At 72.5% G+C, this 10249-nt stretch carries 9 protein-coding genes; 3 read left to right on the top strand and 6 right to left on the bottom strand.

What is annotated here, in order from left to right; translation table 11 throughout:
* The first annotated feature begins 264 nt into the window (after positions 1-264).
* Positions 265-2103: an acyl-CoA dehydrogenase gene (locus tag ACTUAL_RS25390; RefSeq protein ID WP_096498143.1), complete on the top strand. Its 1839-nt coding sequence runs from the start codon at positions 265-267 to the stop codon at positions 2101-2103.
* 95 nt (positions 2104-2198) lie between these two features.
* On the opposite strand, the gene ACTUAL_RS25395 is transcribed toward ACTUAL_RS25390, so the two are convergent.
* On the bottom strand, positions 2199-3005 hold the full coding sequence (locus ACTUAL_RS25395; protein ID WP_440902011.1) for a DUF1206 domain-containing protein: 807 nt from the start codon (positions 3003-3005) through the stop codon (positions 2199-2201).
* A gap of 78 nt (positions 3006-3083) precedes the next feature.
* A complete protein-coding gene (locus ACTUAL_RS25400; protein WP_440902014.1) occupies positions 3084-4934 on the bottom strand; it encodes a VanW family protein in 1851 nt (616 codons plus the stop codon).
* A 595-nt stretch (positions 4935-5529) separates the two neighbouring features.
* On the opposite strand from ACTUAL_RS25400, the gene ACTUAL_RS25405 reads away from it, so the two are divergent.
* On the top strand, positions 5530-5718 hold the full coding sequence (locus tag ACTUAL_RS25405) for a hypothetical protein (protein WP_232520100.1): 189 nt from the start codon (positions 5530-5532) through the stop codon (positions 5716-5718).
* 90 nt (positions 5719-5808) lie between these two features.
* Here the strand turns inward: ACTUAL_RS25405 and ACTUAL_RS25410 are convergent, their stop codons facing one another.
* The 4 genes from ACTUAL_RS25410 to ACTUAL_RS25425 form a co-directional block, all read right to left on the bottom strand.
* Positions 5809-6102, bottom strand: a complete 294-nt coding sequence (locus tag ACTUAL_RS25410) for a GroES family chaperonin (RefSeq protein ID WP_049797036.1) — start codon at positions 6100-6102, stop codon at positions 5809-5811.
* A gap of 88 nt (positions 6103-6190) precedes the next feature.
* The gene (locus tag ACTUAL_RS25415; protein ID WP_440902012.1) at positions 6191-8014 is read right to left on the bottom strand and encodes an NHL domain-containing thioredoxin family protein; all 1824 of its coding nucleotides are present in this window, start codon (positions 8012-8014) and stop codon (positions 6191-6193) included.
* 112 nt (positions 8015-8126) lie between these two features.
* A complete protein-coding gene (locus tag ACTUAL_RS25420) occupies positions 8127-8495 on the bottom strand; it encodes an NTP pyrophosphohydrolase (RefSeq protein ID WP_096497429.1) in 369 nt (122 codons plus the stop codon).
* 460 nt (positions 8496-8955) lie between these two features.
* Positions 8956-9102 (bottom strand): hypothetical protein, encoded by a 147-nt coding sequence (locus ACTUAL_RS25425; RefSeq protein ID WP_015805641.1) that lies wholly within the window; start codon positions 9100-9102, stop codon positions 8956-8958.
* A 294-nt stretch (positions 9103-9396) separates the two neighbouring features.
* Here ACTUAL_RS25425 and ACTUAL_RS25430 point away from each other — a divergent pair, with 294 nt between their 5' ends.
* A complete protein-coding gene (locus tag ACTUAL_RS25430) occupies positions 9397-10023 on the top strand; it encodes an SIMPL domain-containing protein (RefSeq protein ID WP_440902013.1) in 627 nt (208 codons plus the stop codon).
* Positions 10024-10249 lie beyond the last annotated feature (226 nt).

Here is a 10249-nt window from a genome sequence, read left to right on the forward strand (position 1 = left end):
GTCGGCGGGCGCCTTCGGCCGGGACGCCCGCGGGCGGCGGGGGTGCGCCCCGGGGTGGCCCGGGGCCCGTTCGGGGGCGCCGGTCCCGGCCGTGCACGGGGGCCGCCCGCGTCACGCGCCCAGGGGAACGGGAGGTGGCGGTCCGGCGTTCGGTCGACCACAACCGGGTGGCTGGCCTTGCCGAGGTTACTGACAGGTAATACTCTGTTTGTTACCGGTCAGTAAGGGGGATCAGGCCCCGACCTTGATGGAGTGAGCGACGAGATGGGTCACTACAAGAGCAACGTCCGGGACCTCGAGTTCAACCTCTTCGAGGTCTTCAACGTGCAGGACCACCTCGGCACGGGGCCGTTCGAGCAGGCCGACGAGGAGACCGCGCGCGGCATCCTCACCGAGCTGAACAACCTCGCGGTCGGCCCGCTGGCCGACTCCTTCGCCGAGTCCGACCGCAACCCGCCGGTCTTCGACCCGAAGACCCACTCGGTGACCCTGCCCGAGGCGTTCCGGCAGTCCTACCGGGCGCTCTGGGACGGCGAGTGGTACCGCCTCTCGCTCCCGGAGGACCTGGGCGGCTTCGGCGTGCCCCCCTCGGTGCAGTGGGCGGCGTCCGAGCTGGTCCTGGGCGCGAACCCGTCCGCGTACATGTACATGGCGGGCCCCAACTTCGCCACGGTCGTGCACCGCAACGGCACCGACGAGCAGAAGCGCTGGGCCCAGTTCATGATCGACGACGGCTGGGGCGCCACCATGGTGCTGACCGAGCCGGACGCCGGTTCGGACGTGGGCGCGGGCCGCACCAAGGCCGTGCGGCAGGAGGACGGCTCCTGGCACCTGGACGGCGTGAAGCGGTTCATCACCTCGGGCGACCAGGACCTGACCGAGAACATCATGCACCTGGTGCTGGCGCGCCCCGAGGGGCCGGGCATCGAGTCCAAGCCGGGCACCAAGGGCCTGTCGCTGTTCCTGGTGCCGAAGTTCCACTTCGACTCCGAGACCGGCAAGTCCACCGGTGAGCGCAACGGCGCCTTCGTCACCAACGTCGAGCACAAGATGGGCCTGAAGGCCTCCACGACCTGCGAGCTGACCTTCGGCCAGCACGGCGTGCCCGCCAAGGGCTGGCTGCTGGGCGAGGTGCACGACGGCATCGCGCAGATGTTCCAGGTCATCGAGTACGCCCGGATGATGGTCGGCACCAAGGCCATCGGGACGCTCTCGACCGGCTACCTGAACGCGCTGGCGTACGCCAAGGAGCGGGTGCAGAGCGCCGACCTGACCCGGATGACGGACAAGACCGCGCCGCGCGTCACCATCACCCACCACCCGGACGTGCGCCGCAGCCTGATGCTGCAGAAGGCCTACGCCGAGGGGCTGCGCGCGGTGTACCTGTACACCGCGACGTTCCAGGACAAGATCAAGCTCGGCGGCGAGGGCCAGGCGCTGGCCGAGAAGGTCAACGACCTGCTGCTGCCGGTGGTCAAGGGCGTCGGCTCCGAGCGGGCCTACGAGCAGCTCGCGCAGTCGCTGCAGACGCTGGGCGGCTCCGGCTTCCTGCAGGACTACCCGATCGAGCAGTACATCCGCGACTCGAAGATCGACTCGCTGTACGAGGGCACCACCGCGATCCAGTCGCTGGACTTCTTCTTCCGGAAGATCATCCGCGACAAGGGCCAGGCGCTCGCCCACATCAACGGCGAGATCCAGGCGTTCCTCGACGCCGAGGGCGGCAACGGCAGGCTCAAGGAGGAGCGGGCGCTGCTGGGGCAGGGCCTGGAGGACCTCCAGGGGATGCTGGGCGCGCTCGTCGGGTTCCTGACCTCCTCGCAGGAGGACGTGGCCAACCTGTACAAGGTCGGCCAGAACTCGGTGCGGCTGCTCATGACCGCCGGTGACGTGCTGGTCGGCTGGCTGCTGCTGCGCCAGGCCGAGGTGGCGCTGACCAAGCTCGCGGGCGAGCCGTCGGCCAAGGACAAGGCGTTCTACGAGGGCAAGGTCGCGGTGGCGTCGTTCTTCGCCAAGACCGTGCTGCCCGAGCTGTCGGCGCGCCGCAAGTCCACCGAGAGCACCGACAACTCGCTGATGGACCTGGACGAGGCCGCGTTCTGACCGAGGCCCCGTGACGCGCGGGAGGGCGGCACTCGATTCGGGTGCCGCCCTCCTCCGCGTTCCGGCCCGTCCCCTGCGCGGGCGGGCCTACCCGCTCACTTGTGGGCCTTGGCCGCCGCGAAGCAGTAACCGCCGTAGCCGACGAAGCCGAGCGCGATGACGATCAGCACGACGGCGCCGTAGGGCTGGCCCGCGAGGGTGTGCAGCGCCTTGTCCATGCCGCCGGACTGGTTCGGGTCGGCGAAGATCGCGGCGAGCCCGACCAGGACGCCGATGGTCGCGATCGCGATGCCCTTGCCGATGAAGCCGACCTGGCCCAGCCGCTCGACGGTCTTCTGCGTGCCCTGGGGCAGCTCGGACATGTTCAGGTCGTCCTTGAAGGACTTCTTGACGCCCTTGCGGATCTGGTTGACCCCGACGCCGATGACCACCAGGGCGGCGATGCCGACGAGGAACTGCCCGCCGGGCATGGCCAGCACCTTGGCCGTGAGGGTCTGCTGCTGGGAGCCCGAGTCCGAGGACGAGCCGCCCACCGCGTAGGTGATGGCGGCGATGCCGATCGCGACGCCCGCGACCGCGCGGACGCCCGCCGAGATCCGGCGGAACAGGCGCTTGCGCTGGTCGGTGACCCAGCTGTAGCCGGAGGCGGCCAGCGCGGCCTGCCACACGGCGAACGCGAACAGGCCGATCGCCACGATCCACAGCAGCACGACGCCGAACGGCGCCTCGGCGATGGTCGCGACCGCGCCCTTCTGATCGGTCTGCTGGTCGGAGTCGCCGAGGACGACCTGGACGGTCAGCGCCGCCAGCAGGACGTGGACGATCCCGTAGCAGACCATGCCCGCCCGGCCGAGCAGTTGAACCGCCGGGTGTCTCCGCACCTCGTGAACGCTGTTAGCCACGACCGGGTGATACCCGGTCGTGGCTACAGCGAATCACCGAGCGCTCAGCGGGGCGCGTTCAGCGGAGCGCGGTCCGCGCTAGGCGGGCGGCGCCTCGCACACGATCTTGGGCGACGGGTCGTACTTGACGGTGCGGGTCTCGTTCCGCGTCTGCCCGGTGCGCCGGTCCTTGATCGTGCGGGTGTCGGTGACCGTGAAGCCCTGGGCGCCCGCGCTCGCGACGCACGGCTGCGTGGACTTCTTGATCTCCTGCGGATCGGTGGGGTTGGTCTTCTCCCCCGTCGAGCCGGTGACGTCGTAGTTCTTGGTGCCCCAGAGCACGATCTTGATGGAGCTCGGGGTCCAGATCGTCTGGATCGCGACGCCCGTGTCGTCCGGGTTGGTGAACTTGATGTCGATCAGGCTGTTGCCCGCCGTGTCCATGAACACCGTGGCCTCGCGGCCGGCCGGGTACCGGGAGATCCAGTAGCTGTGCTCCTTGTGCCCGGCGTCCTTCATGCCCGCGTAGTAGTAGGCGTTGTAGAGCGTCGTGGCGAACTGCGAGATGCCGCCGCCGACCGCGCGGCCGGGGGCGCCGTTCTCGATGATGCCCGCGTCCACGTAGCCCTCCGCCTTGCCGCGCGGACCGGTGTAGCCGTTGAGGCTGAACGTCTCGCCCGGCTTCACGATCGCGCCGTTGACCTTCTCGGCCACCACGCGGATGTTCACGCCGGAGTCCTGGGCGAAGCCACCGGTCTGGAACTCGCCGATGACCTCCTTGATGCCCATCTTGTTCGCCTGCTCGGTGGTCACCTTGGCGGGCGTGTGCTTGTACTCGGCCTTGACCTCGCGCTTGTCGGCGCGCTTGAGCACGTCGATGAAGCCGTTCAGGGACTTGTCCCAGTCGACCCCGAGGCCGTCGACCGACTCCTTCACGGTGGGCTTGCCGCCGTCGAAGACGATCTCGGCGTCCTTGCCCTCCTTCTCGGTCTCCTTCAGCTGGGGACCGGCGGCCTCGATCACCTTGCCGTTGTCCACCTTGGCGTTCAGCGAGCCGTCGTCGGCGGGCTCGAACACCAGGACGGCGGCCAGGTTCTCCGGGGTCAGGGTGGCGTCCTTGCCCTCGCCCTTGATCACGACCGAGGAGGCGACCGCCGGTGCGGCGACCTCCTCCAGCGCCTTGGCGACGCCTTCCCTGGTGGTCTTCACCGGGGTGGTGGCGACCGGGAGCTCGACGCCGTTGCCGTTGGCCCAGCTGGACAGCAGCACGCCGGAGGCCTCGGGGACCTCCAGCTTCTGGCCCTGCTTCGGGTCGACCGCGACGGGCTTGGCGCCCTCGAAGCGGATCGTGCCCTCGGCCGGGTCGTGGTCGGTCGTGCCGCGCAGGCCCTCCAGGGCGGCGGTCACCTTGGCGTCGTCCGCCTTGGAGACGATGCCGACCTCGCGGGTGCTGAAGAACGAGGTGACCCTGGTGATCGGGGACAGCGGCTGGCTGCCCGCCTGGTCGAGCGTGGCGGTCCAGTCCAGTTCGAGGCCCGCCGCCTTCGGGTCCAGCTCGGTCTCGACGTCACCGGCCTTGACCTTGATCGGCTTCTCCAGCCGGGGGCTGATCTCGTCGCGGAGCTTGTCCTCGGCGTCGGAGTGGCTCATGCCGCCGACGTCGACGCCCGCGACCGTGACGCCGCGCGGGACGTTGCCGCTGGACACCGCGAGGTCGACACCCCACAGCACCGCGAGCGCGCCCACGACGGACGCCGCGACCAGGCCGATCTTGCGGTTGCGCCTGCGCTTGGCGTCGGCGTCGGACGCCGGGGCGTCCCCGCCCGGCTGCTGCTCGACCACGTGCGGGCCGAGCGCCGTCGCCTCGGCCGGGTTCGCCGCCCCCAGGGGCGGGAACGTGCCGGGGCGCTGGCCCGGCGGGACGCTCATGCCACCCGGCGGGGTGCCCATCGGGATGCCCGCTGCCGGGGTCCCGGTGCGCGCGCCCGGCGGGATGGTCCCCCGACCGGGGTTCACGACGGTGGTGTCGCCACCCCCGGTGACGGGCGCGAAGACCGCGGTCGCCTCGGTGGAACCGGGGGGCGGCGCGGACTGGAAGGTCCGCTGCCCCTCGGGGGTGACCGCCTGGGTGGCGTCCGCGCCGAGGTTCTTCGTCGCGTCCGCGCTCAGGTTCCGGGTGACGTCCTGGGAACCGCCCGCCTGGGGGATCCCGGACGGGGGAGTCCCCGGCTGGGAGGTCCCGGACTGGTTCGCCCCCGCCTGGGGAGTGCCCGCCTGGGGGATCCCCGACGGCGGAGTCCCCGGCTGGCCGCCCGCGCCCTGGCCGCCCGCGCCCTGGCCGCCGGCCCGCATCCACGGCGGGTCCTGCTCGCCGCCGGTCTGACCGGCGGCGTCCTTGCCGTTCTCACTGCTCTTCGTCGTCGCCTCGGCGGCGCCGCCCGGCGCACCCTCGGGGTTGAGCGCGCGCGTCACGTCGGCCTTGGGCTTGGCGCCCTCGGGGTCGAGCGCGCGCGTCACGTCGCTCGCGGGCTGCACGTTCTGCACGGTGGCCGCGGAAGACGCGTCCGACCCGGTGCTCGGGGCGGCGGTGGCGGCGTCGGGCTCCTCCGACGGCCAGCCCTGGTTCACCGCCGAGGCGGAGATGATCGTGGTGCGCTCCGAAGCAGTGCTCGACGGCGGGTGGGACGGCTTCTTCATGGCCGTGGTCCGCTCGGCGTCGTGCTCCGGTCGCTGATTCTCCGGCACCGCTCCCCCTCTTGCTCTACCGCAAGGTCCTGGGACTGCTTACCCGACCGTCGTCACGCGGTGGTCACGTTCCGACCCGTCAGAGGTAAAGACCTGTGCCGTGGTCGGTCCGCTCGGTCGCGGTGGCGTGCACGTCGCGCTCCCGCATGACCAGGTAGGCGTGGCCCTGGACCTCGACCTCGAACTGGTCATCCGGGTTGAAGAGCACCCGGTCCCCGACCTTCACGTGGCGCACGTTCGTGCCGACGCCGAGGACGTCGCCCCACGCCAGACGCTTCGCCACCTGCGCGGTCGCCGGGATCACGATGCCCCCGCTGCTGCGGCGCTCGCCGTCCTCCGGCGAGATCCGCACCATGACGCGGTCGTGCAGCATCTGGATCTCAAGCTTGACATCGGACACCGGGGGAGTCTACGTGGCCCCCCGGTGTCCCCCCGTGCTCACCCGTCGGAGCGAGCGGGCCTCACCCGTCCAGGCCGCCCATCATCAGCGGCAGCCGCGACGGGCCGTCCGGCGTGATCCGGACCGGGACGCCCCAGTCCTGGCGGGTGAGCTTGCAGACCGGGTGCTCGACCGCCGGGTCGTCGGTGCAGCTCGCGGCCTGGGCGACCACGTGCAGCACGCCCTCGGTGAAGCCCTCGGCGACGCGCAGCCCGCGCACCAGGTCCGTGCCGACGCCCGCGCCGCCCGCCAGCAGCCCCGGCGGGGAGCTGGTGATCTCCAGGCGGGTGGACGGGCCGTAGCGGTCGTCGAGCTTCTGGCCGGTGGGCGGGGTGAAGACGACGGCCAGCTCCAGCTCGCCGACGCCGATCTCGGTCGGGGGGCGGCGCACCCGGTGGGCGTCCCCGGTGATCCGGACGCCGGGGGCGACCGGGCGCTCCAGGCGGTGTGCGGCGGAGGCGACGACGACCAGCTCGCCGTCGACGAGCACGGCGTCGGACGGCTCGGCGACGTCGGTGGCGATGGTGGAGACCTCGCCGGTGGCCGGGTCGTAGCGGCGGACCGCGCCGTTGTAGGTGTCGGCGATCGCGACCGAGCCGTCCGGGAGGGCGGTGACGCCCAGCGGGTGCTGAAGCAGGGCCTGGTCCGCGGGGCCGTCGCGGTGGCCGAAGTCGAACAGGCCCTTGCCGACGGCGGTGTGGACGGTGCGGTCGGGGTCGAGCCAGCGCAGCGCGGAGGTCTCGGAGTCGACCAGCCACAGGCGCTCGCCGTCCGAGGCCAGGCCCGAGGTCTGGGCGAAGAACGCCTGGTCGGCGGGGCCGTCGTTGAGGCCCTCGACGGTGGTGCCCGCGAGGCGCTCCAGCCTGCCCGCGACCGGGTCGAACAGGCCGAGGGTGTGGTTGCCCGCGAGGGCGATGGCGACCGCGTTCGCGGGCTCCCACCAGACCACGTCCCAGGGGCTGGTCAGCGGGATCTCCTCGGCCGGGCCGTCGGTCGCGCCGTCGCGCCACTGCTCGCCGGTGCCCGCGACGGTGGTGACCTCGCCGGTGTCCAGGTTGAGGCCGCGCAGGAGGTGGTTGACGGTGTCGGCGACGACGGCGTGGTAGCCGGTCGTGGCGGCGACCTCGGGCGGGAGCAGGGCGATGCCTGCGGGTTCGGAGAAGGTGGGTTCGAGGCCGTCCGCGCGCCCGCGCTCGCCGGTGCCGACGCGGCGCAGGACGCTCTCGCCGTCGGCGGCCAGCTCGACCAGGGAGTGGTGGGCGGAGTCGCTGACCAGGAGGGTGCCTGCCGGGGTGAGGACGGCCTTGGCGGGGAAGCGCAGGGCGGTGTCCGGCGGGGGCGGGGCCACGTACGGGCCGTCGCCCCGGTGGAGGGTGCCCTTGGCCCCGTGCTCGGCGATCAGCTCGGTGACGACCTGGCGCAGGGCGTCGACGTGGCCCTCGCCCGCGGCGACGTGCACGACGTAGCCCTCGGGGTCGACCACGACGAGGGTCGGCCAGGCCTTGACGGCGTAGTTCTGCCAGGTGGTCAGCTCGGGGTCGTCGAGGACGGGGTGGTGCACCTCGTAGCGCTCGACGGCGGCGACCAGCGCGTCCGGGTCGGCCTCGTGGACGAACTTCGGCGAGTGCACGCCGATGGTGACCAGGACGTCGGCGAACTCGGCCTCCAGGGGGCGGAGCTCGTCGAGGACGTGCAGGCAGTTGATGCAGCAGAAGGTCCAGAAGTCGAGCAGGACGACCTTGCCCCTGAGCTGGGCGAGGGTGATGTCCTGGTCCCCGGTGTTCAGCCAGCCCCGGCCGACGAGCTCGGGGGCACGGACACGGGCACGGCGTCGCGCGGTCGTCACGGGGGAAGTGAACACCGGGGCGGGGGCGGGGTGTTCCCCAGCCCACCGGTTGGGACGGTGGTCGGGCGCACGGCCGGGTGGTCGAGCGGCTGGTGGCGGGTCGCGCGGTCGGTCAGCGGACGGACTTCGGGCCCAGGGTGTGGGCGCCCAGGGCTCGGACGCGGTCCTTGAGCTCGCGGTCGGCGGTGACCACGGTGCAGGGTCTCGGGGCGGCTTCGGCGACCAGGGCGACGATCTTGTCGTCGCCGCTCGCCTCGGCGGCCACCACGTGGACGCCCGGCACGGACCCCACGTGCTTCGCCCTGCCCTCCACGACCAGGACGACCTCCAGCGGGCCCGGCAGGGGTGCCACCCCTTCGGTGGACACCCGCACGAGGGAGTCGCGGAGGCGTTCGGCCGCTGCGGCCCGGTCGCGCCACCAGCCGTCCGGGACTGAGCCCACGACGTTCGCGCCGTCTACTACGAGCAGTGGGTCGGTCATCCCGCCATGCTGCACCGGCGCGGGCGGTGGGGCCGGGAGGTTCGGGGATCCGATGCGGGTGTGGCGCGCCGACCAGCGGGAGTCGGGGCGGTGGCGGCGAGGCGCCGGGCCGCGGGAGCGGGGTGGGGCGCGGTGCGGGCGTCCGCTCGACCGGGCGTTCGAGCTGGGAGGACCCGCGTCCGGGCGCGGAAGAGCCCCGAGGTGCTGCCAGGTCGGGGGTCCGACAGCACTTCGGGGCTACTGGGAACATCGAGACACGATCGTGAGCCGTTACAGCCCCCGAAGCGTGTGACGGGGATCACGTTTTGATGTGCCCCACATGCACGCGAGACCCTGCCGCGCGGGAGGTGCGGCAGGGTCTCGTCGTTTTCCCCCGAAGAGCTCGCGCGGACCCGGCGGGGCGCGCCCGGTGTCGAGGTCGGGCAGCCGTTCGCGCGCGAATGCTTCAGCGGAGGGAGTCTCAGCGGAGGGTGTTCGCCTGCGCCTGGGCGATCACGATCAGCTCGTGCCGCATCGCGGGCGTCGGAGCCATGTCGATGGCGCGGGCGACGGCCTTGCGGTTGCGAGCCTCGACACGACGGGCGCGGAGCTTCGCAGCGAAGTTCATCGGGAACTCATCCCTCTCAGAAGTCTTGCTTGGCGCTTCGGGGCGGTACGTGTCAAGTATGCACCCCTCCCGTAACACAACGCAAACGATTCTCCGGTGAGGCGCGGCACATACCGAAGATTCGTCGGTGACAACCAAGCCGCAACCGAAGATTCACCCGTGAGGTAACTACGGTGTGCTGATCAACAACTACGCTCCGCTTCTGTCGCAGTGACTTTCCGGGACCTTCGTCCGGGCCGGTCCCGTCGTTCGGACGTGTTGTCAGGGACCACTCGGACGGGTTGGCTGGGGTGCATGGCCGAAGTGGTGACCAAGGGTGTCGGCAAGGTCGAGCGGACCGCCGACCGCGCGCAGGTGGACGTGACCTTCGAGGCCGAGTCCTCGACCAGGAACGAGGCGGCGGGCGCGCTCGCCGAGCGGGTCGGGCGGGTGGAGGAGCTGCTGCGGCGCGACGGCGTCGAGGTGCGGGTGCGCTCGCTGTCCGTGCACGACAACTGGCTCGGCGACCGGCGCGCGGGCGCGCGGGCGCAGCAGCGGTACGTGGTGCGCGCGACGGACCTCGCCGTCCTGGACGAGCTGCTGTCCGGGCTGGTCGCCGCCGAGCCCGCGTGGCTGAGCGGGCCGACCTGGGAGCTGTCCTCCGACGCCGACGCGGTCACCGAGGCGCAGCGGGCCGCCGTGGCCGACGCCCGGCGCCGGGCCGAGGGCTACGCGGCGGCGCTGGGCGCCCGGCTGGGCCCGCTGCTGCGGCTGGCCGACGGCGACGGCGAGGTGTGGGCGGCCGAGACCGCCAGGGCGACCATGGCCTACGGGGCCGGGGGCGCGCCCGGCGAGCCGGTGCGGATGGAGCAGCTGAACCTGGAGGCGCAGCAGATCGTGGTCACGGTCCGGTGCTCCGCGACCTGGACGCTGCTGGACTAGCGGCTCCGCGGGGAGGGGACCGCGCCGGGAACCGGACGCGGGTCGGGCCGTGCCGAATGAGCGGGCGCAGGCCGGGACCACGGTCACGGGCCGAAGACAACGCCGGGTGAGCGGTCGCGGGGGGGGGGGGGGGGGGGGGCGGGGGGGGGCCCCGCCCCCCCCCCCCCCCCCCCCCCCCCCCCCCCCCCCCCACCCCCCCCCCCCCCCCCCCCCCCCCCCCCCCCCC

It is taken from the genome of Actinosynnema sp. (genome assembly GCF_052038725.1).

Bases quoted from the DNA above. Each gene is read 5' to 3' on its own strand.
- ACTUAL_RS25390 (WP_096498143.1), top strand. From the start codon at position 265: ATGGGTCACTACAAGAGCAACGTCCGGGACCTCGAGTTCAACCTCTTC.
- ACTUAL_RS25400 (WP_440902014.1), bottom strand. From the start codon at position 4,934: ATGGGCACCCCGCCGGGTGGCATGAGCGTCCCGCCGGGCCAGCGCCCC.
- ACTUAL_RS25410 (WP_049797036.1), bottom strand. From the start codon at position 6,102: ATGCTGCACGACCGCGTCATGGTGCGGATCTCGCCGGAGGACGGCGAG.
- ACTUAL_RS25420 (WP_096497429.1), bottom strand. From the start codon at position 8,495: ATGACCGACCCACTGCTCGTAGTAGACGGCGCGAACGTCGTGGGCTCA.
- ACTUAL_RS25425 (WP_015805641.1), bottom strand. From the start codon at position 9,102: ATGAACTTCGCTGCGAAGCTCCGCGCCCGTCGTGTCGAGGCTCGCAAC.
- ACTUAL_RS25430 (WP_440902013.1), top strand. From the start codon at position 9,397: ATGGCCGAAGTGGTGACCAAGGGTGTCGGCAAGGTCGAGCGGACCGCC.